Annotated in this window: 20 protein-coding genes; 6 read left to right on the top strand and 14 right to left on the bottom strand. The window is 49.0% G+C overall.

Going from position 1 to position 21,501, the window contains the following annotated elements; translation table 11 throughout:
* Positions 1–39 precede the first annotated feature (39 nt).
* Positions 40–1,125 (top strand): glycosyltransferase family 4 protein, encoded by a 1,086-nt coding sequence (locus tag DDT52_RS10850; RefSeq protein WP_136156368.1) that lies wholly within the window; start codon positions 40–42, stop codon positions 1,123–1,125.
* Positions 1,126–1,132: 7 nt separating this feature from the next.
* Here DDT52_RS10850 and coaD read toward each other — a convergent pair whose 3' ends face one another.
* From coaD to rfaD, 12 genes are all read right to left on the bottom strand, one after another.
* On the bottom strand, positions 1,133–1,618 hold the full coding sequence (coaD, locus tag DDT52_RS10845) for a pantetheine-phosphate adenylyltransferase (protein WP_136156367.1): 486 nt from the start codon (positions 1,616–1,618) through the stop codon (positions 1,133–1,135).
* Between the two features lie 34 nt (positions 1,619–1,652).
* Positions 1,653–2,930, bottom strand: a complete 1,278-nt coding sequence (gene waaA / locus DDT52_RS10840; RefSeq protein WP_136156366.1) for a lipid IV(A) 3-deoxy-D-manno-octulosonic acid transferase — start codon at positions 2,928–2,930, stop codon at positions 1,653–1,655.
* A 587-nt stretch (positions 2,931–3,517) separates the two neighbouring features.
* Positions 3,518–4,462, bottom strand: a complete 945-nt coding sequence (locus DDT52_RS10835) for a WaaS/CpsH family glycosyltransferase (protein ID WP_486599210.1) — start codon at positions 4,460–4,462, stop codon at positions 3,518–3,520.
* Positions 4,463–4,490: 28 nt separating this feature from the next.
* Entirely contained in the window at positions 4,491–5,411 is a 921-nt protein-coding gene (locus tag DDT52_RS10830; protein WP_136156364.1) for a sugar glycosyltransferase, read from the bottom strand.
* Positions 5,412–5,433: 22 nt separating this feature from the next.
* Entirely contained in the window at positions 5,434–6,450 is a 1,017-nt protein-coding gene (waaO, locus tag DDT52_RS10825) for a lipopolysaccharide 3-alpha-galactosyltransferase (protein ID WP_136156363.1), read from the bottom strand.
* 62 nt (positions 6,451–6,512) lie between these two features.
* On the bottom strand, positions 6,513–7,313 hold the full coding sequence (gene rfaP / locus DDT52_RS10820) for a lipopolysaccharide core heptose(I) kinase RfaP (RefSeq protein ID WP_136156362.1): 801 nt from the start codon (positions 7,311–7,313) through the stop codon (positions 6,513–6,515).
* Between the two features lie 9 nt (positions 7,314–7,322).
* Positions 7,323–8,444, bottom strand: a complete 1,122-nt coding sequence (locus tag DDT52_RS10815) for a glycosyltransferase family 4 protein (RefSeq protein ID WP_136156361.1) — start codon at positions 8,442–8,444, stop codon at positions 7,323–7,325.
* A gap of 10 nt (positions 8,445–8,454) precedes the next feature.
* A complete protein-coding gene (gene rfaQ / locus DDT52_RS10810; protein WP_136156360.1) occupies positions 8,455–9,537 on the bottom strand; it encodes a lipopolysaccharide core heptosyltransferase RfaQ in 1,083 nt (360 codons plus the stop codon).
* A gap of 227 nt (positions 9,538–9,764) precedes the next feature.
* On the bottom strand, positions 9,765–11,015 hold the full coding sequence (locus tag DDT52_RS10805; protein ID WP_136156359.1) for an O-antigen ligase family protein: 1,251 nt from the start codon (positions 11,013–11,015) through the stop codon (positions 9,765–9,767).
* 29 nt (positions 11,016–11,044) lie between these two features.
* Positions 11,045–12,028, bottom strand: a complete 984-nt coding sequence (rfaC, locus tag DDT52_RS10800; protein ID WP_136156358.1) for a lipopolysaccharide heptosyltransferase RfaC — start codon at positions 12,026–12,028, stop codon at positions 11,045–11,047.
* Complete coding sequence (rfaF, locus tag DDT52_RS10795) at positions 12,025–13,077, bottom strand: ADP-heptose--LPS heptosyltransferase RfaF (protein ID WP_136156357.1); 1,053 nt, start codon at positions 13,075–13,077, stop codon at positions 12,025–12,027. The genes rfaC and rfaF overlap by 4 nt, the downstream gene beginning before the upstream one ends.
* A gap of 38 nt (positions 13,078–13,115) precedes the next feature.
* A complete protein-coding gene (gene rfaD, locus DDT52_RS10790; protein ID WP_136156356.1) occupies positions 13,116–14,048 on the bottom strand; it encodes an ADP-glyceromanno-heptose 6-epimerase in 933 nt (310 codons plus the stop codon).
* Between the two features lie 359 nt (positions 14,049–14,407).
* On the opposite strand from rfaD, the gene DDT52_RS10785 reads away from it, so the two are divergent.
* Positions 14,408–15,604: a glycine C-acetyltransferase gene (locus DDT52_RS10785; protein WP_136156355.1), complete on the top strand. Its 1,197-nt coding sequence runs from the start codon at positions 14,408–14,410 to the stop codon at positions 15,602–15,604.
* Positions 15,605–15,614: 10 nt separating this feature from the next.
* Complete coding sequence (gene tdh / locus DDT52_RS10780) at positions 15,615–16,646, top strand: L-threonine 3-dehydrogenase (protein WP_136156547.1); 1,032 nt, start codon at positions 15,615–15,617, stop codon at positions 16,644–16,646.
* Between the two features lie 62 nt (positions 16,647–16,708).
* On the opposite strand, the gene DDT52_RS10775 is transcribed toward tdh, so the two are convergent.
* Positions 16,709–17,668: a divergent polysaccharide deacetylase family protein gene (locus tag DDT52_RS10775; RefSeq protein WP_136156354.1), complete on the bottom strand. Its 960-nt coding sequence runs from the start codon at positions 17,666–17,668 to the stop codon at positions 16,709–16,711.
* Between the two features lie 2 nt (positions 17,669–17,670).
* Positions 17,671–18,972 (bottom strand): murein hydrolase activator EnvC, encoded by a 1,302-nt coding sequence (envC, locus tag DDT52_RS10770; RefSeq protein WP_136156353.1) that lies wholly within the window; start codon positions 18,970–18,972, stop codon positions 17,671–17,673.
* A 373-nt stretch (positions 18,973–19,345) separates the two neighbouring features.
* Here envC and DDT52_RS10765 point away from each other — a divergent pair, with 373 nt between their 5' ends.
* From DDT52_RS10765 to gpsA, 3 genes are all read left to right on the top strand, one after another.
* Complete coding sequence (locus DDT52_RS10765; RefSeq protein WP_136156352.1) at positions 19,346–19,777, top strand: rhodanese-like domain-containing protein; 432 nt, start codon at positions 19,346–19,348, stop codon at positions 19,775–19,777.
* A 140-nt stretch (positions 19,778–19,917) separates the two neighbouring features.
* Positions 19,918–20,388 carry a protein-export chaperone SecB gene (gene secB / locus DDT52_RS10760; RefSeq protein ID WP_136156351.1) on the top strand — a complete coding sequence of 157 codons (471 nt, stop codon included), beginning with the start codon at positions 19,918–19,920 and terminating at the stop codon, positions 20,386–20,388.
* A complete protein-coding gene (gpsA, locus tag DDT52_RS10755; protein ID WP_136156350.1) occupies positions 20,388–21,407 on the top strand; it encodes an NAD(P)H-dependent glycerol-3-phosphate dehydrogenase in 1,020 nt (339 codons plus the stop codon). The genes secB and gpsA overlap by 1 nt, the downstream gene beginning before the upstream one ends.
* Positions 21,408–21,501: the final 94 nt, after the last annotated feature.

Below are 21,501 nucleotides of genomic sequence, written 5' to 3'. Positions count from 1 at the left end.
TTTTTCCTGAAATTTCATTCATTAAATCAGGGTTGATATATGCACAGAAATAACGATGTCGTCTTTTTCCTCGAAAGTTCAAAGAATATGGGGGGACAGGAATGGCAGCTTTTGCAACAAATGGAGGCGTTGAATGGGCAGGGATTGATTACCTATTTATTGTGTAATCCTAAAGGGCGAATTGATGGTGAAGCTCGTTCACGCGGTTTATCCGTCATTAATCTGCCTTTTCGCAACAGCTTTCATCTGCCAACGATTCGAGGTATTAGAAAGGCAATAAAGCAGCATCGTCCTACGGCGTGTATTTGTCACAGTGGGCATGATGCCAATAATCTGTGCGTGGCGGCGATCACGTTGGTAAGACGGCCTAAAATCATCAGATCGAGAACGTATTATACCAATAGAAAACCGAATCCTCTCAGTCGCTTCCTCCCCATTGATTTGGTCATGGTGCCAAGCCGGTTTATGGCACACAAGATCAAGCCACAGTTTCCAGGTAAAGAGATTCGTGTGGTTTACCCGGGAATTAATTTTGCCAAGCTCGATAATGAGATCGATTTCCCTGTCAGGGAGGATTTGTCTGATTGGTTCAATGAAAATCAGGGTGAGGTGATTATTCAGCTTGGTATGCTAAGAGAAGAGAAAGGGCACGGTATCATACTCTCTGCGATGAGCGAATTAATAAAAAGCAGACCTCACCTGAGATATATTGTGGCGGGCGGCGGTGACGCTGAAAAATTAAAAAAAGAAATCAACCAGCGTGGTTTGCAAAAAAATATCTGGATGGGAGAATTAAAGTCGGTTGCGGCAGCGTTGAAGAGAGCCGATGTGCTGGTCATGCCTTCAATGAAAGAGCCTTTGGGAATGGCGCAAATAGAAGCGTTGGGTTTAGCGGTTCCCGTTATCATCAGTAATGAAGGTGGCTTGCCTGAAACGGTACAGGACCATGTTACCGGTCTTGTCGTATCGCGTAATGAACCGCAGGAATGGGTGAAAGCGCTGGATTTCGCACTCTCAAATAAAGCGGTCATGCTGTCCTATGCTCAAGCAGGTCAGAAAGATGTCCGGGCCCGCTTTGGTCTGGAGGCCAATACGAATAGCCTGCTTAGCATTATCAGGTCTTGATGTGCTTCTAGGACGATTGCAGCTTTTTCTGTAATGCGTCAGCAATAGGTCCGGGCAGGAAATGCGAAACATCGCCACCGTGACGAGCGACTTCCTTGACCAGAGTAGAGGAAATAAAAGACCACTCTTCCGACGGCATGAGAAACACGCTCTCCAGTGCCGGCATCAGGTGGTGATTCATTTTGGCGAGTTGGAGTTCATACTCAAAATCAGAGACGGCGCGCAACCCTCGGACCAGAATGTTGGCCTGCTGATGCTGGGCAAAATGGACCATCAGCTCGCTAAAGCCGACCACTTCGACATTCTTCAGGTGCTGAGTCACGTTTCTGGCTAATTCAACCCGTTCAGCCAACGAGAATAACGTGTTCTTGCTTGGGCTGGCGGCAATTGCCAGCACCAGCTTGTCGAACATGTGTGAGGCGCGCGTCAGTAAATCCAGATGACCATTGGTTAATGGGTCGAAAGTGCCAGGATAAATCGCCTTGGTTGTCATAGGATGCCTCATACCCGCAACGGGTTTTTATCGATCAGTGGGTACGCGGTGGCAGATAGGGTTCCAGCAATGTCAGCAGTTTTTGTAGTGCCCCCTGATTCTGATGCAATACTTCGACCGCATGTCGACCATAGTAGCGGCGATAGTCTTCATCAGCGAGCAGATTACCCACTTCTTTCGCTATGGACGCGGCATCTGTCACGGTGATCAGGCCATCTGCCTGTTCAAGTTTGTTACAGATGTCTTTAAAGTTGAAAGTATATGGCCCCATAAGGACAGGAATAGCATGCGCTGCCGCTTCGAGTGGATTATGTCCGCCTCGTTCAATCAGGCTACCGCCCACAAATGCCAGATCGGCAATACCATACAGCAACATCAGCTCGCCCATCGTATCACCGATAACCACTTGAGTATCGGCTGATGGTTGCTCGCCGCTGCTGCGTAAGGTGTAAGTGAAACCTAAACTTTGCGTTAAAGCCTGGGTTGCCGCGAATCGCTCCGGGTGGCGAGGCACCAAAATGAGTAGTAAATCTGGGTATGTCGCCAACAGCTGACGATGCGCCGCTAAAATGATGGACTCTTCGCCTTCGTGCGTGCTGGTGGCAATCCATACCGAACGGTGTGGCGCCCACTGACGGCGCAGCGTCACTGCCCGGGCCGCCAACTCAGGCGTGACGGAAATATCAAATTTGAGGCTACCCGTGACGGTCAGGCTTGAGCGTTTCAAACCGAGATCGATAAAACGCTCGCCATCTTCCTGATTCTGTGCCGCCACCAGTGTGATGCGTCGCAACATGTGTCGCGCCAAACGACCTATTTTTTTATAGCCGGCCGCTGAACGAGCGGATAAGCGAGCGTTAGCAATCACCAGTGGAATTTTGCGTTTATGCAGCTCTGCGATCAGATTGGGCCACAGCTCCGTTTCCATGATAATCACGACCTTGGGGCGTACCTGATTAAAGAAACGCTTTAATGCGCAGGGCAAATCGTAAGGCAGATAGACATGGTAAACCGAATCACCGAAAGCGGAACGCACACGCTCTGAACCGGTCGGCGTCATGGTGGTTACCGTGATCGGCAGATTAGGGTAACGATGACGTAGCGCCCTGACCAATGGGATCGCCGCCAGCGTTTCGCCCACGGAAACGGAATGCAGCATAATGCCATCTGGTTTGACTTTCTCTGCGCAGAAACCGTAGCGCTCGCTCCAACGCCTGCGGTATGCGGGCGCCTTGCGACCGCGCAGCCACAGTCTAATCCATATCAGCGGCTGGATAAGGTACAGAAGTACGGTGTAGAGAATTTGTAGCATGCGTTTTACTGTCGTTGGTTATCGCTGGTGGCGATTTTATCGGGTTAAGCAGGAGAAGGCTATTTGTAATGCATAGGCGTTCTGTACTGGCAGCCATGTTATTACCTTGCACCATGGTAATACATCGTCTGATTTGGATTAGACTGGGAGCTGAGCGCTGTACACGGGCATAACCGATGTAATTGAGGGGACGCTGACCTTCGGCCTCAGCTTACGGAATATGCTAAGTACCGTGATATTGGTGATGGTCGGAATCATGCTGATTGTGATTATTTCATTACTGACTTTGTAACTGCAGGATAGTGGCATAAGGGGGTAATCCAAGATTTTCTCGTCTGTGGGTGAGAGAACGGTAACATCAGTTTATTTGGTCGTGTAGAGCGCATATCGCCATTAGTGTTTTTTGATGAAAGGTCATCTACCGGGAGCCAGTTTCTACTATAGTAGATAGTAGGCTGGGATTTTGTGGCGATGAAAGCCTATCGGCAAATGGATGAGGCAGAGCAAGAGGCTACATAGTGGCTGTATCATGAATTTTTATGTTCTGGGTGAATTGTAATGATTTTGTAGTGTTAAAAGAAATAATGTTATGGATTTTTCAGAAGAGAAAGATTTCTAATAATTGTTTCTAGCATCGCATCGGGGCTATATTGGTACAATATGTCTTTCCTAACCGGAGTGAATTCCGTATCTAAAAATTTTCCTATGTCATCAAAAGAATCTTTACCAAGAATAAAAATCTGTTCTGGTGAGTAGAAATCATACTGTACTATATCTTGGTTGTTGGTAATCAGCTTTTTATTAAAAAAAATAGCTTCTAAAGCGCGCAACGTTAGTCCTGACTGGCCCTCTCTGTTTATTTCTATTAATATTTCTGAGTGTAATGCATTCTCTATATTTTCTTCATAGCTTAAGTTCTTGTCGATATAATATTCCGAATTTTTCAATGATGTTCTATCTCTAACAACATAAAAGCTTATGACACATGAGTGTTTTTTTAAAATGGTAGCAAGGTTTTCTATGATGTCAATTCGTTCTTTGTCTTTCCCAAGAAAGAAACAACTCTTAGGAGTGCATTTTACGTTCTCTGTTATTTTATCTATTTCTTTAAAACCAAAGGGAAAGAACTGGTTAAGATAGTTTAATTCTGTTTGCTGACAATCCTTTTTATCAAAACTATAGGCACTATCGAAAACTTTTTTAACAACATCAAGTTCCACATCTCTGCTTTCTGTTAAGCTACTTCTAAGTAAAAGTATTTTCTTACAGTTGATGTTTTTTATTATTTCTATATATTTAAAAAAGAGTGACTCTTTACAAATAAATATGTCCTCGGGGGTTATTTTATTGTAAACGAATCGAATGTAGCATTTAACAAACCAATCATTTTTTATATTATATCGTATAAGTCTTTTATTAATTGAGTTGAATCGTTTTGATATGCAACTAATTTCTCCAATATGTTCCATTTTCTTTAGATAAGATATCATCCTACGTTCGTAGTCATCACACCAATCAACAAAATAAATCATTACTTTTACCTTAGTGGATAAATATGTTTTAATCGAAATGGTTTTTGTATTCTGATTTATAAAAAATATCCTCTGATACGGAGCTATTTTTTGATAAATTAATTACATTAATATTTAATTTATTTTTTAATACGTGGCTAGCATGTTCAAGGGAAGAGATAATTGATACCATGTCTTGATCTAATTGAGTATGAATCTTGTCTTTTTCTGTTTCATAAAATCTTGGTTTGTTGAAATTATTCATATCCATGCCAATTATATAAATAGTATCGAAACCCAAATGAGAGATTATTTGTAAGGCCCAGTATATTACTGTTTTCCCTGGAAATATTCCATCCTTTATGTCTGAAACAAATCCAATTTCGTTTTTTTTGTCATAATGAAAATGATTTTCTTTTTTGTATAGCGAGATTATTTCAGATGGTTTTTTTATTTTTTCATATACTCTATCACCTAAATCCTCTATTATAATAAAAGAACATTTTATTTCTTTAATAGAGAATCTCTCTAAGATTTTCATAATAATATCTATAGTAGTGAAAAAAATAATATTAGAGTCAAAGACTACTTTTTTTATTATGTCCGGTTGATGCTCGGGGAAATGAATATCTGTAACAACATAGAATGAAAAATCCACATATGATTTAAGAAAATATGAGCCATTTACACCCATTGCCGGAATGGGTGGGGGAGTATTAAATTTTATATGATTAACTGATGGCCCTGTTGCAGTTAATAAAATCGAACCGGTATATTTATTTTTAATATTTTCAGGATTGATTAAAGGAACGATTTGTTTTTTATAGAGCAAATGAGTTATTTCATGACTGCTGTTCCTTTTTATTTTTATATATGGCCATCGTTTTCTATTGTGATGGTATTTTTTAGTATGGGTTGATTTATATAGTAACTTGTAAAATTCGATTAGTAATTTTTCAGTTAATTTCATTATAATACCTGTACGTAGTATATTATATATTGTTTTTTGTTTTCTTTAAAAAATATTTAATATAATTTATAATGCCGTTGATTATTTTGTTTTTATGAAACTGATGTTTTGCACAATATCTAAGTTGATTTGCTGATGTTGCCTCTTCCAAAGGAACATCTTTCCATGGCGAGTTATTTCTGGCGATATAAAAATAGCTTGAACTAGGATACTCGGCCCATTCATGCCACGGCTTGGTCGGCCCTATGTAATGAATGAAGATAGTATTGTCGTTTATAGGATGGGGATAGGTTTCACCGGTTTTGCACTTCAACTCGTAGTTGAGGCTAAACTGCGTATTATATTTTTTATCAAGAAATATAACGCGATCTGACAAAAGCATATTTAATATATCTTGATCAGGGTAGGTGATTCTGTTTTTGATATTATCATCTTTTAACATTTCCATTGTTTTTTCAGTAACAGATTCATCATCCCAATTCTTCAGATTGATGAGAAGTACCCCTGAGTTAAAATAACCCTTTTTGATACTAGATACCCCTAAGGTTTCAGCCCTTTTCTCCCACCAAGAAACATCGCGATCAGTGATGACGGCTGCAACAACATTATTAATATCAAGAGCGATTATTTCCTGAATATCACCTTTGCATATGATATCGGAATCAAGATAAAGAAACTTATCAAGTTTATCTAATAAGTAATCTGAAGCAATAAATCTGAAGTATATTGCATAGCTCCAATTTTTATTACTTGGTAAGTTTTTCAACCATTCACAATTAACGATATAGATACTGATATCGGCATTATATAACTTTGCTAATTCGCGGAATTTTTCTTTGTTTTCTTCATCGATAAGATCTGTGAAAATATGAAAAGATAGCTTTTTATCTTTGTTGTACAATAATATTGATGCAATTGAGATAGCACAACCATAAAGAAAGTTTTTATCTGTGCCAAATGCGATATTCAGATCTTCCCTCTCTTTAGAGAAAGAAAATTTGAATACTTTTTCGATCACCATCTCTTTATTAAAATACATTGATATTACCGATATCTTTAATGTTAAATAAAATTCTTTAAATTTATAAAGTGTTAGGACGGTTACAATGCCTTGCGTGTCGTTCTCTCGCGTATTTTCTCTGCTTTAATGCGAGCCTTATGGAACAGCGGTTGTTCTTGTTGCAAGGTGGTACGTAGTGATTGATGATCAAAGTAGATCGTTAAGAACCAAAGCAGATCGCTTCTCGTTAAACCGATATTCAGCGATGAAAAATAGAGACCGATCAGATCTTTATTACGCCAGCGCAGTGGAACTTTGCTGCGGATTTGTGCCCGATGTAAATCAATCACCGAAATTTTCAACTGGGTATCCGTGGGCTGGTAAGGAAGATGAAGCAGGAAGTGGCAAATATAACAGTCCCGGTGGTTCACCCCGCCGGCGTGCATCTTTCTGACCATTTCCGCGACCCGTTGAATAAGGCGCCGTTTCTCTTTCACCGATGGCGGTTTTTCCAGCCAGGTGGCGCAATAATCTTCCAGACTAATCGTCGGGCTCAGATCTTCGGTAATAATGAACGACTCGCGCTGCAATGGGTTCAGCCCACGTTGCCCAAACCCGGCTCCGGTCATGGTGTCTACGCCGAGGGATTGCAGGCGGTGAATGGCATACCATTCACGATCGGCGCCTAGTACGGGAAGGCGCAGTGAAAGCAAGTTTTTCAGCGCTTCTTTCAATGCGGTGCCACGATGTATTTTGATGAACCAGGAACGTCCGGCCAGCGTGAAACGCAGCGTTTTACGGCTTTCCAGCGCCCGGAAAACGTCACCATCCAGTTTTTTGACTTCTTCAAATGGATCGCGATCTTTCCATAGCGACGCAAAAGGCTCTTTTAGTTCAATCATGCTGTTTCTTCACTCATCATCGCTGGAAATCAGCATCGCTGCTTTCTCTGGCAGGCTGTATAAATCTTCGGTATCGGCGAAATGTCGGGCGTTTTCCGACCAGCGCGGTAACGTGTCCGGTTGACTCAGGGCGTCTAGCAAGGCCGTATTCAACAACGCCTGATGGTACGGAGAGGGGATTACGCACCCTGCCTGCGCCTTGTCGATATAGAAGGCATAACCACACACATCGGTGACCATGACCGGTAATCCGGCGGTCATCGCTTCAAGCAGCACAATACCAGCGGCTTCCTGATAGGCCGGATGTATCAGTAGATCGGCGGCGGCCATGAAGTCCGGAATGTCATCTCGTCCCGAGAAAAAGCGTATATTTTCCACTACGCCCGACTGGCTGGCCAGTGACTGGTAACGTTCGGGTTTATCCTGCCCGACAACCAGAAAAACCAGCTTCTGGCGCAGCGCATCTGGCAGGCTGGCGATGGCCCGAATGCTGCGCTCAACGCCTTTGCGTTTAAAATCAGAGCCAACCTGAAGCAGGACGATGGCGTTTTCGTCAATGCCTTGCGCATGACGGAATGTCTGTCGGACCCCGGGTGCCTGACGATCGTATTTTCTGTTGAGGTCGATGCCCGGGGGCAGGATGAAAAAGCGTTCGTCTTGTGTGCCGTAATGTTTCTTGAAATCCGCAATCTGGCGCTGCGTCAGCATCAGCATTCTGGTATGACTGCGGCGCTCGAATACCGCGTTCTCAAAGGCGGCATAGTGCTTGTAGCGAGGCGTCAGGCGGTAAAAAAATCCTTTTTCCTGCTCGACTTTCTCTGCGTAGCAAACATCGGCCGCATAGTAGAAATCCAGTCCCGGCATTTTATTAAAGCCGACGACGCGATCGACAGGATGTTGTTGAAGGTGGCGTTGAACCCATGCGGCATAACGTTGGTTACGGAGATGATTACTTATGCCGGATACAGGTACGAGAATAATCTCAAGGTTATCCGGCTTTTCGCCTTGCCATGACAACACATAAACGCGGACATGATGCCCCAGCTTTACACAGGCTTGGGCAATACTGAAAAAGTCGCGCTGTAGTCCGCCAAAGGGAAAGTATTTATACAGGCAAAGGGCAATGTTCATCGGCGGTTCCTTATTTCCCGTCAGAGAGCGGCGGGCGGCTGTCGTGGTCAACAAGCAGGGTCTCCGCTGCCTGAATCACATCCTGAGCGGGAATACAGGAGAGATATTTCTGGTTTCTATCGAGATGCCGTCTCTCCGGCATTGCCTGATAGTCCCCCGCCCAGATCACGATACTGTTATCAGACCAAGGCCGCCATTTCTTATGGTCTGTAGGGCCAAACAGGCATACGGCAGGCGTGTTCAGCGCGGCGGCCATGTGCATCGGGGCTGAATCGACACCAATATAAAGCACCGCTTTGTCGATTAACGCGGCCAGTTCTAAAAAGCGGGTTTTGCCTGCGAAAGTGATATCCGGTTTGTATTCGCACTGGGCATGAATGTCGTGAACAATGTTGAGATCGTCCTGTGAGGGGCCACAGGTCAGTACGACTTCTAATCCCTTTTGCTTCAGATGATCAACAACATGGGAAAACTTGTCGTTATCCCAGCATTTGAAAAGTTGTCTGGCCGTAGGCTGAATCACGACATATGGCTGTTCCAGAAGATGGGGATGTGAAGCGAAAATGTGTTCTGCATCTTCCTGGCCGTAATAAAGCGACATGCGGTCTTTTTGTTGCGTTGCAGGCAGGCCTAGCGGCGAGAGCATCGAACGGTTTTGTTCGATAATGTGTACGCCCTGTGGGCGTACACATTCACTGAACAACGAACGCCACCACCTTCCTTTATGGTGATCGCCACGGTCTATAGCAATACTTTTACTGCCCAGTGATTTGATTAACAGCGCCACGGGCCACTGGTCGGCCAGGTTGATGATCAGATCGTAATGATTCTGCTTAAGGATTTTCCGTATCGAAAGGAAATCTTTGATTTTTTCCAATCCGGTGGCCGTTTTTCTTTGCAGGCCGTAGAGACAATGAATATCCGGATTTTTCGACAGAATGGGGCGAGTGTCTTCATACAGCAGGACATCGATCTTCGCATCGGGATAATGGGATTTTAATGTGCTGATGAGCGGCGTGGTAAGAAGCATATCGCCGTGAAAGCGCAGTTTCACGACCAAAATCCGATGATAGGGAAGGGCTTTTTGACTCACTCGCTTTCCTTCTTTCTTTAAATGACAGAACGCTACCGCCCTTGGCTCAACAGCTACCAATGGACTGCGGGTCGTATTCTGTTATCTATAATATAACAAGGCTATTCGCACACGGTATGCGGTGTGCCATTTCATACCGCTATGGTACTAAAACCCGCTATGCTCTCACAGCGATAATTAAGAGTATATCCGTCATCTGATGATTAAGACGCTGGCGTATATTACCGTTACCGCTTCAACCATCTGCCGGTTAATGTTGTGCCGAGACAGAATGCCATGAGCCAGGCCATGAGCATATCTCGTGAATACAGAATGACGTCGCTGAGCCCATACATCATCAGGGCAAAAAGGAGCGCGACCGATAGATGACTGCGTAGAATGAAAAACGAGAAATAGAGCAGCGCCGCATATAACGCCACCAGGAGCAGGGCTCCCGGTAATCCTTTGAGTGAAAATGCGTCAATCACTTCGTTGTGAAGATGGACGTTCAGGAATGCCAACGCGCCGCTTAAGCCGGGGTTTTGCTCCGCCAGCGCGGTAATTCGTACTGAACGCTGCTCGGCGGATTGTCCAAGCAGGGCCTCTTCTCCCGCTTCAATGCCCGATTGGTACATGGCGATACGCGCCCCAACCGATGTCCTGCTGTTATTCATGCTGTAGCTGCGTATATCGTTCAGCAGATCGTTGGTTCGTTTGTGGATTGTGTCGTGAAAGAGCACCGAACACAGCAGGATCGTCATGACGGAGCCCAGGAACGCTTTGACGAGCAGGCGCTTATCATGCCGGACTTCTGATAACAGGATCATGGCGCCGACAATCGGATAGACGAAAATGGCCGCTCGCGTTTCTGTCAAAATGATCGCAATGGTGACCAGTAAGAAGTGCGCCAGATAGAGATAATATTTATAGCGTGAGCTGAGCCTGAGCAACGCCTGTGCGCTGAGTGCGCCAACGAACGTCATGAAATAGGCGGCGCTGGTTGCCGGGCCAAATACCAGCCCCACACGACGCATACCGCCAAATAAGGACTGATAAAAGGCATAGCCCAGCATCAGGGCGCACACCGCCATAATGCAGGGAAGCAGAAATTTTTGCCTTTCCTGAGTGATATGCAGCGTCGTCAGCAAGATGAAAGCCCCCAGAATACAGGCATGGGCAGAAGTCTGATAAGCGTTGTAGACGTCAGGGAAGAGGTTGTCAGGCAGATAGTATTGGTGATACCAGATAAGATTGCTCAGGCCAAGAACCAGCAGACACAGTGGGATTGCCAGTAGTCGTTTTGCCGTCATGATGGTTTTCAGGTGCGTCATCACGTAAAAAACCGATAGCGATCCGGTTAAATAAAAAATCCACCCGGCAATAATGGTACTAAATGGCATAACACCTAACGTCAGTAAACAGCCGGGGAAGATGGCATAAAATGCGAGCGTACTTATGCCGGAAGGTTTTTCCAGATCGTATCTTAATTCATTGATCATGCGTTTATTCAAATAGTGGGAGAGCAGGATTACTCGCCTGATGCCGTTAATTCTATCATTTGATCCAATTTCCGACGGACTTCCCCGGCGGTAATCGCAGCCATTTGCCGATTTTCAGACAGTTCCACCGCCTGATTTAACCCATAGCCGCCAATTAATCCCGGATCGGTGGGGCCATACAGGGTGATATTGGGGCGGTCCAGCGCGGCAGTTAAGTGGCTCAGCCCCGTATCGACGGAAACGACGGCTTTTGCGCCAGCCAGCACCTCCGCGACCTGCTGTAGCGTTAAACGCGGTAATACCTCGACGTGGGGAAAACCTTCCGCCAGACGCTCGGCCCGCTGATGTTCATGCTCGGTGCCCCAGGGAAGCTTGATCTTGAGTCCGCTGGGTTGCAGCAGAGCAATCAGTTCATGCCAGTGAGATTCCGGCCAGTGTTTTTCATCCCGGGTCGTGGCGTGGAGAAAAACCAGATATTGATTGGCATCCGCGGGTAACCGGGAAAGAAAGCGGGCGGCAATCGCATAATCACCGCGTTCAGCCGGTTTCCTGTAGTGCAGGCTGGCAGCGAAGAGTTCTCGAACGCGTTCGACCGCATGTTGTTGGCGGCTGATGCTGTGACGATAGTTATAGAACCAGCTCGCCAGCGGCTCACGGGCACTTTTACAATCCTGACCGTGTTTTTTCCCGCGAGCGAGTCGCGTCACCAACGCCGCGCTTTTAATCAGTCCCTGAGCGTCAATCACCGCATCATAGTGATATTCACGCAGTTGCTGCTTGAAATGCGCACGTTCCTGACGTGTTTGCCGGCTGAACCAGCTTTTTCTCCAACGGCGGATAGCCACCGGGATGACGCGCGACACTGCTGGATGCCAGCCTGGGATTTGTGCAAATCCTTCTTCCACAACCCAATCGAACTGAATGCCGGGTATGGTGTGCATGGCATCCGTCAGAGCAGGTAATGTGTGAAGTACGTCGCCCATGGAAGAGGTTTTGATGATCAACACCCTCATGCGTTTTCTCCCGGCGTCGTCAGGTATTTTTCCAGCGCCGTGAGAACACGTTCGGGCTGAATGTCGATCAAACTTTGATGGTAGCCCTGCTCCGCATCTCCCTTACGCACGCGGTGGTAGCCGGTAATCAAACGAATGACTTCCGCCTGATTCGACAAGGGAGGGGTAAAGTCCGGGCTGCTTGGTCCGTAAAGGGCAACTAACGGACGATTAAGTGCCGCAGCGACGTGCATCAACCCGGAATCATTACTGACGACGGCGCCGCAGGCCGCGATGAGCACGACCGCCTGCTCCAGCGAGGTTTGCCCTGCCAGATTCGCGCAATATTGTCGCGCGTTTTCCGTCAACGCCTGAAGAATATCATCACCAGCCAGGCGATCCTTGGCCGAACCGAATAAGGCAACCTGATAGCCTCTTTCAATCAGCGATTGTGCCAGCGCGGCATAATGATAATGCGGCCAGCGTTTGGCCGGACCGAATTCTGCTCCGGGACAAAAGCCAATCAGCGGACGCCCGTCAGATAGGTTGAAGGTCAACTTCATGTCGGTGATTTCTGCCTGACTCACCTGTAGCTGCGGCCACAATAAGGGTTGCGGCAGATCCTGCGCGCGACGAATACGGTGGCGATCGTAAGCCAGTGCAACATAACGCTGCACCATCAACGGGAAGGCGGTTTTATCCAGTACCCGAAGATCGTTCAGCAGGCCATAGCGCATTTCTCCGCGCCACCCGGTGCGTTGTGGGATATTGGCGAAAAAAGGCACCAGCGCGGATTTAAACGAGTTGGGCAACACGTAAGCGCGATCGTAATGGGCGTCACGCAGTGAGAGACCGAGGCGGCGGCGTTCGCCTAACGCCAGCGCGCCATGTCCCAGCGGCATGGCCAGCGCCTGATTGACTTCCGGCATACGGGCCAGCAGCGGACGGCACCAGGCCGGCGCCATCACGTCAATGACCGCTTCCGGATGTTCAGCCTTCAGCGTGCGATAGAGACTGTGCGACATCATCATATCGCCTACCCATGAAGGGCCGATGACCACGATTTTCATGATAGTGTTTTCATACCGTTGATCCGTTCCTTGTCCGATTAAACGGTACGATTCAACCAGGCCATGTATTCTGCAACACCTTCGGCAACGGTTTTAAACGGCTTGTCGTAGCCTGCTGCGCGAAGATTGGTCAGGTCAGCCTGAGTATAGGCCTGATAGCGTCCTTTCAGCTTTTCCGGGAATTCGATGTATTCCACGCTGCCTTTTTTATGGAAGGCCAGCGTCGCATCGGCTACGGCCTGGAACGATTCCGCACGGCCGGTGCCGCAGTTGAAAATACCGGAGGCGCCGTTTTGCCAGAACCACAGATTGACCGCGGCGACATCACCGACATAAATGAAATCGCGTTTAAAGTTTTCACTGCCGGAGAACAGTTTGGGGTTTTCCCCCTGATTAATCTGGTTATTCAGGTGAAATGCGACGCTCGCCATGCTGCCTTTATGGCCTTCGCGCGGGCCATAGACGTTGAAGTAACGGAAGCCGCAGATTTGTGATTCTGCATGCGGCAGAATTTCGCGTACGTATTGATCGAACAGGAACTTGGAGTAGCCATAGACGTTCAGCGGCTGCTCGTACTGACGCGCTTCGATGAAGTTATCGTTACGGCCGCCATAAGTGGCGGCGGAAGAGGCGTACAGGAAAGGAATGCTGCGATCGAGGCAATAGTGCAGGACGTCTTTGGAATATTGATAGTTATTGTCCATCATATATTTGCCGTCCCACTCGGTGGTGGATGAGCAGGCGCCTTCATGGAACACGGCATCGATATCACCCAGATCGTCGCCGGCAACGATACTGGCAATGAAATCTTCTTTATCCATGTAATCGGTGATGTCCAGATCCACCAGGTTGACGAATTTCGTCCCGTCTTTCAGGTTATCGACCACCAAAATGTCCCGATAGCCAATGTCATTCAGAGCTTTTACGATATTGCTGCCGATGAAACCGGCGCCGCCAGTAACGATAATCATGGGATCTACCCTTGCTAATCTTGCCGGTGAGGCACCACGCCTCACGCTGTTATAACCGCTATAATAGCATTTCATTTTACGGCAAGCAGCCCGGTGTTGCTTTATCCCCAAATTCTGCGTCTGTGACTGGTATCAGACAATGTACGCAGGGCGTGATGCAGATTACATTTTCAGATTCTTTACCGCTCATTCCTGTCTATATCCGCTAGCTTATTAATTTGTATATACCCTTCATCTTTCAAGTTGCAGGTGTGTTGGCGGGACAAATTCGTTCCCGACGAATTTACCCTTCGCTTGCCGCCTTCCTGCAACTCGAAATCTATTGGGTATGGACATCCTTTTCACCGGAGAAATCGCTTATGCCCGCCGCATTTTATCAACAACTCAGCACGCAGACTCTGTCTGCCCGTAAGGAAGGGCTTTTCAAGGAAGAACGTCTTATTACCTCCGCACAGCAGGCTGAAATTGATGTCGCGGACAGCGATAAGCTGCTTAATTTCTGCGCCAACAATTATCTTGGGTTGGCTGATAACCCGGAAGTGATTGCGGCGGCGAAATCGGGACTGGACAGCCATGGCTTCGGTATGGCGTCGGTCCGCTTCATTTGTGGTACGCAGGATATTCACAAGCAGCTGGAACAAACGCTGGCGGATTTTGTGGGCATGGATGACGCGATACTTTACTCCTCCTGCTTTGATGCCAACGGCGGCTTGTTCGAAACGCTAATGGGTCCGGAGGACGCGATAGTATCCGATGCGTTGAATCATGCTTCGATCATCGACGGTATCCGGCTTTCCAAAGCCCGGCGTTATCGCTATGCCAACAACGATATGAATCAGTTGGAAGCCCAGCTTCAGCAGGCCAGAGCGGAAGGCGCGCGCCATATCATGATCGCCACTGATGGCGTCTTCTCGATGGACGGCGTGATCGCCGATTTACAGGGGATCTGCGATCTGGCCGATCGCTACGATGCGCTGGTCATGGTGGATGATTCGCATGCGGTCGGTTTCGTTGGTGCGCAGGGGAGAGGAACGCACGAGTATTGTGCCGTGATGGGGCGCGTCGACATCATTACCGGAACCTTGGGCAAGGCGTTGGGCGGCGCCTCCGGTGGTTATACCGCCGGGCGACGCGAAGTGATTGAATGGTTGCGTCAGCGCTCGCGACCTTATCTTTTTTCCAATTCTCTGGCTCCGTCGATTGTCACCGCCTCGCTTAAGGTGCTTGAGATATTGGCGCAAGGGGATGCGCTGCGTCAGCGGCTGTGGGCGAATGCCCGTCGGTTCCGCGAACAGATGGGCAAGGCCGGATTCACGCTGGCTGGCGCCGACCATGCCATCATCCCCGTTATGCTCGGCGAGGCTCAGCTGGCGCAGGATTTTGCCCGGGCGTTGCAGCGTGAAGGGGTCTATGTGACGGGATTCTTTTATCCGGTCGTACCCAGCGGTCAGGCCCGTATTCGTACCCAGATGTCCGCCGCGCATACGCCGCAGCAGGTTCAGCAAGCTGTCGATGCCTTTATCCGGGTGGGGCGGCGTCTGGGGGTGATTGCCTGAGGGAGTGATGATGAAAGCACTGGCCAAGTTACGAGCGGAAAAAGGGATTTGGATGACCGATGCGCCTCTGCCGGAGATGGGTCATAACGACATCATGATCAAAATCCGCAAGAGTGCCATCTGTGGCACGGATGTGCATATCTACAACTGGGATGAATGGTCGCAGAAAACCATTCCTGTCCCGATGGTTGTCGGGCATGAATACGTGGGTGAAATCGTGGCCATTGGTCAGGAGGTCAGCGGGTTCAGAATTGGTGACCGCGTATCCGGTGAAGGCCATATTACTTGTGGATACTGTCGCAATTGTCGGGCCGGCCGCCGCCATTTGTGCCGCAATGCCATTGGCGTCGGCGTCAATCGTCCCGGTTCGTTTGCCGAATATCTGGTGATTCCCGCCGATAACGCTTTCCATATTCCCGACAATATTTCCGATGAACTGGCGGCGATCTTTGATCCGTTCGGGAATGCGGTGCATACCGCTTTGTCGTTTGATTTGGTCGGTGAGGATGTGCTGATTACCGGCGCCGGGCCCATCGGAATAATGGCGGCGGCGGTGTGCCGCCACGTGGGTGCCCGCAATGTGGTGATTACGGATGTCAATGAGTACCGTCTGGCGTTGGCCCGTAAAATGGGGGTATCGCGGGCGGTCAACGTGGCACATGAAAATCTGGCGGAGGTCATGATTGAGCGGCGAATGTCCGAAGGCTTTGATGTCGGGCTTGAAATGTCGGGCGCACCGCCGGCGTTTCGCACTATGTTGCAGTTCATGAATCACGGCGGACGGATTGCCATATTGGGCATTCCGCCGGAGCCCATGTCGATTGACTGGGGAGCGGTGATTTTTAAAGGGTTATTCATCAAGGGGATCTATGGGCGGGAAATGTTTGAAACCTGGTACAAAATGTCGGCGTTGATTCAGTCTGGACTGGATCTTTCACCGATCGTCACTCACCGTTTTCCCATTGATGACTTTCAAGAAGGATTCGATGTCATGCGATCCGGCCAGTCGGGTAAAGTTATCCTCAGTTGGGATGAGAGCTGACGTCTTTTCCCTATCCCTCCTATCGGATTTACGCGATAAAAGGGATAGGGTCTCTCTGAAGGTCACGGCTGTTTTTTCTCATCGGTGTCCGCCGGAGCAACCCAGGTTTGCCAACGACGTTTGATGAACGTAACGGCGGCGCTTTCGCGGATACTGCTGCTGACCAGCTTGAAGATGACATCATTTTTCACGGGCTCCGGTGGCCGTTTCGCCAGACATTGCGGTATTCCCCGGAACGGGTTACGTGGTTTAAGCGGTTTCGGCGTCTTTGACGGAGGCAGCGGCTCATAATGTTGGGCCGGTTCGTTCAGCAACTGGCTGGGACGCACCAACACGATATCCGGCTCCAGCGTGGGCAGCATCTGTTGTAACACCCGGATGGTGGACGGATGTGGGTGACCAATGGCGATAGCGGAGCCGCTGCGTCTCGCTATCTGCACGGCTCGGTTGAACTGTTGGCGAATATCGGCTTCATTTTGCGTGTCATCCAGAAACACTTTTCGTTTGATGACTTTGACGCCTGTTCCGACAGCCGCCTGGCTGGCTTTGCTGCTGCCGATCGTCATGCTGTCTAGAAAATAGAGCTGGTAAGCGCTGAGAGACTGCATCACTTTCTGCATCCCTGACAGGCTGGAGGTCATTGCGCTGCCCATATGGTTATTCAATCCTACCGCGTAAGGCACATTGTTGACCGACTGGCGGATAATACGCTGGATCTCTTCGCTGCTCATATCCGGACGCAGCGTATCGCGTTCCAGTGGCTGTTTGCTTATGGGGGCCATGGGAAGATGAATCAGAACCTCACGTCCCTGCTGGTGCGCCTTGATAGCCATTTCCCGGGCATAAGGCGCATTGGGTAAAACGGCGATCGAAATGGCTGTCGGCATCGCCAGAATCTGATTTTCATTATGAGGGCGATAACCGAAGTCATCGATAACAATGGACAGTTTCCCGGCAAGTGCAAAAGGGGTGAGCGTCAGCAGACCCAGCGCGTAAAGATATTTTGGTTTCAAATAAGACAAGACTACCTTCCCAGCCAAGGTTGTGGATTAACCGCCTGACCCTGGCGGCGAATTTCAAAGTAAAGCGCGGGCTGGCTTTGACCGCCGCTGGTTCCCACCAGGGCAATAGGCTGACCGGCTTTCACCTGTGCGCCAACGGATACCAGCGCGCTTTGGTTATAGCCGTACAGACTCATATCGCCTTTGCCATGCTGGACGACCACGACCAGACCATAGCCTTGCAGCCAGTCGGCCATCAGGACGTTGCCGTCGGCAATGGCTTTGACTTCAGTCCCTTCCGGTGCGGCGATCACCAACCCTTTCCAGCGTAGTTCGCCTTGCAGCGGTTCGCCAAAACGATGTTCAATTCGTCCGCGCACCGGCCAGAACGCCTGAGCCGATGGGCGACCGAGGCCGCCGGTGCGCGCCATAAGCGAGCGTTCATTTTCTGTCGGTTTATAGCTGCCGCCGCTACGTTTGGCCTGTTCTTCTTTTTCTCGCACCTTGGCCGCTTCACGGGCTTCCCGTTCGGCTCTGGCTTTGGCTTCGCGTTCTGCACGGGCGATTTGATCGCGCAGGCGGGCTTCGTTCTGGCGGAGTTCCGTTAGCTGCTGTTGATCTTTTTCCAGCGAACTTTCCAGCGTCGAGAGGGTTTTCTTGCGTTCGGACTGCGCTTGCTCCAACTGCTGTTGCTGCTGTTGCTGATTGCTCAGCAGCGTTTTTTGCTGCGCCTGTTTTTGCTCCAGCAATTTTCTCTGACTGGCCAGCTCGGTACGCGTTTGCTGTAATTCCTGAATGGATTTCTGACGCGCTTCGTTCAGGTAGCCGAAATAGGCCAGAATACGCTCACTGCGCTGGCTCTCTTCGCCGCTCAGAATAAGCTGCAACGCGCTATGCTGGCCCTGACGGAATGCCGTATCAAGCTGGCGGGAAAGAATACTCTGCTGTGTGTTCTGCTGCGTCTGTAATCTGGCGATGGACGCGTTCAGTGCGCTCAGTTCTTTACCTAATGTGGACAGGGTATTGCGTGTTTCATGCAACTGGCGGCTTGATTGCGCGATGGACTGTTCTTGCTTTTTCAACTGCTGGACTAAGGCGCCGCGCTGTTTTTGCTGTAGTTGAACCCGTTTTTCTTTCTCGGCGATATCCTGTTGCAACGTTTTGAGCTGTTGTTGATTATCTGCGCCGTGGCTGAAGCCGGAAAACAGCAAAACGCCGACGCAAAGCGCGCTGGCGCATCGGGTGAACAGCTTTTGTAACGCAGAAGAACAGCCACGGGCGCTACATGCCACTCTTAACTGAACAGATAACGCTTTTTTACTCATAACGATGGATTATTCCACGATGAACAGCGGCTTACCAGTTGTCTCTTGCCGGATTTCTATTTCCAGACGTGACAAGAGTGACACGGAATTGGCGCAACAGGTGCATCAATAATAGATAAATGGGAACGTATACGCATAGAATGGTTGAATTACATAATCTGCGCAGTGATTTTTTGTTGCCGCCATCCCTGGCTGCCACCCTTACGGGCCGTCGCTGGCGCGACGTTAAAAATTTCTCCTGGAAATTTTTTTGTACCGCGCCGCAGATTCAGTACGCTATCTTGGCTTACTGGCTGTAATTGCCGTATCACGCAGGTATACTCAGGAACCTTATATTTTTATCGCTTAACTGATTCGGGAGTCGTTACACCCCATGCAAGAGATTATGCCATTCATTAGCAAGCACCCTATATTGAGCGTGGCCTGGGTTGCCCTGCTGGTTGCCGTCATCGTGCTTACTGTGAAGAGTAAACTGTCTAAAGTGAAGGATGTGGTTCGCGGCGAAGCGATCCAACTGATCAACAAAGAAGATGCCGTGGTTGTCGATATTCGTAATCGTGACGATTACCGCCGTGGTCATATTGCCAACGCATTTAACCTGTTACCTAATGACATTAAAAATGGCAGCGTAGGCGAGTTGGAAAAACATAAATCTCAGCCGATTATCGTGGTCTGCGCCAATGGCCTGTCTTCGCGCGAAGCGGCGGACAATCTGCTGAAAGCCGGATTTGAGCGTGTAGTCGTGCTGAAAGACGGCCTTGCGGGCTGGAGCGGTGAAAATCTGCCTTTGGTCCGTGGAAAATAAAAGGTTCGCGGAAATCGGGCAAATCAACCATTCGCCGTGACCGAAAGGTGACGGGAATAAGATGATGTAATGTGCTGGCGTCTGTTCCTTCAGCGACGATGGAAGACGTCAAGTAAATCCAACAAAAGGTATTATTTAACATGTCTGAACAAAACAACACTGAAATGTCTTTCCAAATCCAGCGTATTTATACCAAGGATATCTCTTTTGAAGCGCCGAATGCGCCTCAGGTATTCCAGCAGGAATGGCAACCGGAAGTAAAACTGGATCTGGATACGGCCTCCAGCCAACTGGCGGAAGACATTTATGAAGTTGTACTGCGCGTAACGGTAACGGCTTCTCTGGGTGAAGAAACGGCATTTCTGTGTGAAGTTCAGCAGGGCGGGATTTTCACCGTTGGCGGTATCGAAGGGACTCAGTTGGCGCACTGTCTGGGCGCTTATTGTCCGAACATCCTGTTCCCTTATGCGCGTGAGTGCATTACCAGCCTGGTTTCCCGCGGTACGTTCCCGCAGTTGAATCTGGCGCCGGTAAACTTTGATGCGCTGTTTATGAACTATCTGCAGCAGCAGGCCGACGGTGAAGGCGCTGAAGCACAGCAGGATGCCTGATGAAAGCCTCTGACGCTTCCATGACAGTCGTCGGTGCCGGTTCATACGGCACCGCGCTAGCCATTACGCTGGCGCGCAACGGTCATCGCGTTGTGCTCTGGGGACACAGCCCCGAGCACATTCAGGCGTTACAGGCCGCTCGTTGTAATCAGGCATTCCTGCCTGATGTTCTTTTTCCCGACACGCTGGAACTGGAAACCGATCTGGCGCGGGCATTAGCTGCGAGCAGAAATGTGCTGGTGGTGGTGCCCAGTCATGTTTTTGGCGATGTGCTGCGTCAAATCCAGCCTCATCTGCGTGCGGATGCGCGAATGGTATGGGCAACCAAGGGGCTGGAGGCGGAAACCGGGCGTTTGCTACAGGATGTGGCGCGCGAAGCATTAGGTGAGCAAATTCCGCTCGCAGTGGTATCCGGCCCGACTTTTGCGAAAGAACTGGCGGCAGGGTTGCCAACGGCGATTGCTCTGGCATCGACGGACAGCGATTTTGCGGACGATCTTCAGCGTCTGTTGCACTGTGGTAAAAGCTTCCGGGTATACCGCAACCCTGATTTTATCGGGGTACAGCTTGGCGGCGCGGTGAAAAACGTGATTGCCATTGGCGCGGGTATGTCTGACGGCATTGGTTTTGGCGCCAACGCCCGCACGGCGTTGATCACCCGTGGTTTGGCTGAGATGACCCGGCTGGGCGTTGCACTGGGCGCCGACCCCTCCACCTTTATGGGGATGGCCGGATTAGGCGATCTGGTACTGACATGTACGGATAATCAATCCCGCAACCGGCGGTTCGGCATGATGCTGGGGCAGGGAATGGATGTGCAGGATGCGCAGGATAAGATTGGTCAGGTTGTGGAAGGATACCGTAACACCAAGGAAGTGCTGGCGTTAGCGCAACGTCATGGTGTTGAAATGCCGATTACCGAACAGCTTTGGCAAGTTCTGTATTGTGGAAAAGATGCTCGTGAAGCTGCGTTAAGCTTGTTGGGACGCACGCGTAAAGACGAAAGCACCCGATTATAAAATATCTCGTTTTCTACTGGGCTTCCTGATTTGGGGAGCTGATAGTATCTTTCGTTTTTTATAATAATAAATTGTATTGCGGTGTGTGGTACTG

Origin of the sequence: Brenneria roseae subsp. roseae, from assembly GCF_003115845.1 — a bacterium.
Lineage (GTDB): Bacteria > Pseudomonadota > Gammaproteobacteria > Enterobacterales > Enterobacteriaceae > Brenneria > Brenneria roseae.
The sequence above is the reverse complement of the archived record's forward strand: the minus strand, read 5'-3'. Positions and strand labels throughout refer to the sequence as shown.

Excerpts from the sequence above, each read along its gene's own strand:
- DDT52_RS10765 (WP_136156352.1), top strand. The coding sequence starts at position 19,346 with ATGCAAGAGATTATGCCATTCATTAGCAAGCACCCTATATTGAGCGTG.
- DDT52_RS10830 (WP_136156364.1), bottom strand. The coding sequence starts at position 5,411 with ATGAAATTAACTGAAAAATTACTAATCGAATTTTACAAGTTACTATAT.
- DDT52_RS10850 (WP_136156368.1), top strand. The coding sequence starts at position 40 with ATGCACAGAAATAACGATGTCGTCTTTTTCCTCGAAAGTTCAAAGAAT.
- coaD (WP_136156367.1), bottom strand. The coding sequence starts at position 1,618 with ATGACAACCAAGGCGATTTATCCTGGCACTTTCGACCCATTAACCAAT.
- DDT52_RS10805 (WP_136156359.1), bottom strand. The coding sequence starts at position 11,015 with ATGATCAATGAATTAAGATACGATCTGGAAAAACCTTCCGGCATAAGT.
- rfaP (WP_136156362.1), bottom strand. The coding sequence starts at position 7,313 with ATGATTGAACTAAAAGAGCCTTTTGCGTCGCTATGGAAAGATCGCGAT.
- tdh (WP_136156547.1), top strand. The coding sequence starts at position 15,615 with ATGAAAGCACTGGCCAAGTTACGAGCGGAAAAAGGGATTTGGATGACC.
- waaA (WP_136156366.1), bottom strand. The coding sequence starts at position 2,930 with ATGCTACAAATTCTCTACACCGTACTTCTGTACCTTATCCAGCCGCTG.
- secB (WP_136156351.1), top strand. The coding sequence starts at position 19,918 with ATGTCTGAACAAAACAACACTGAAATGTCTTTCCAAATCCAGCGTATT.
- gpsA (WP_136156350.1), top strand. The coding sequence starts at position 20,388 with ATGAAAGCCTCTGACGCTTCCATGACAGTCGTCGGTGCCGGTTCATAC.
- rfaD (WP_136156356.1), bottom strand. The coding sequence starts at position 14,048 with ATGATTATCGTTACTGGCGGCGCCGGTTTCATCGGCAGCAATATCGTA.
- waaO (WP_136156363.1), bottom strand. The coding sequence starts at position 6,450 with ATGTATTTTAATAAAGAGATGGTGATCGAAAAAGTATTCAAATTTTCT.
- rfaF (WP_136156357.1), bottom strand. The coding sequence starts at position 13,077 with ATGAAAATCGTGGTCATCGGCCCTTCATGGGTAGGCGATATGATGATG.
- DDT52_RS10835 (WP_486599210.1), bottom strand. The coding sequence starts at position 4,462 with ATGATTTATTTTGTTGATTGGTGTGATGACTACGAACGTAGGATGATA.
- rfaC (WP_136156358.1), bottom strand. The coding sequence starts at position 12,028 with ATGAGGGTGTTGATCATCAAAACCTCTTCCATGGGCGACGTACTTCAC.
- envC (WP_136156353.1), bottom strand. The coding sequence starts at position 18,972 with ATGAGTAAAAAAGCGTTATCTGTTCAGTTAAGAGTGGCATGTAGCGCC.
- DDT52_RS10815 (WP_136156361.1), bottom strand. The coding sequence starts at position 8,444 with ATGAACATTGCCCTTTGCCTGTATAAATACTTTCCCTTTGGCGGACTA.
- DDT52_RS10785 (WP_136156355.1), top strand. The coding sequence starts at position 14,408 with ATGCCCGCCGCATTTTATCAACAACTCAGCACGCAGACTCTGTCTGCC.